This window comes from Haloferax sp. Atlit-4N (genome assembly GCF_003383025.1).
In the GTDB taxonomy this organism is placed as follows: Archaea; Halobacteriota; Halobacteria; order Halobacteriales; family Haloferacaceae; genus Haloferax; species Haloferax gibbonsii.
On the sequence record NZ_PSYY01000084.1, the window covers coordinates 1 to 462 of the forward strand.

Consider the following 462-nt stretch of genomic DNA (forward strand, 5'->3'; position numbering starts at 1 on the left):
CAGATACCGAACGTCGTCTTGGTCACTCGACTGTCTCGTATCGTGGTGTTCGTCCCGTTGACCCAGATGCCTGCGTCGTTTCCGGACGTATCGTAGCCGCCGTTGTACACCCACACGCGTCTCAGCGTGATGTCGTCGCCGTTGAGGGTCAGTACGTCACCGGTCCCGTTCCCGTCGATTCGAGCGGTGCGCCCAGGCGTCCCGACCAGCGTGACGTTCGACGTGTTGACGACGACGCGCTCGTCGAACTCACCGTCGAGCCGGATTTGATCCCCAGGTTCGGCGGCGTCGACGGCAGTCTGAAGCGACGTATACGTCTCTCCACCGACCGTCGCGCTGCCGGACTCTGATGGTCCCTCGAACGAGTACTCGTCCGGGACCGGTTGTTCGAAGTCGACTGGACTGTCGGTCTGTGCGTGGGTGGGTGCCGTCGCGACGCCGACGCCGGCAGCGACGATGACG

The 462-nt window shown here is 63.9% G+C and carries 1 protein-coding gene; it reads right to left on the reverse strand.

Going from position 1 to position 462, the window contains the following annotated elements:
* Positions 1 to 462: nitrous oxide reductase family maturation protein NosD (locus C5C07_RS20680; RefSeq protein WP_369333286.1), on the reverse strand; the 462-nt coding region annotated here is incomplete at both ends.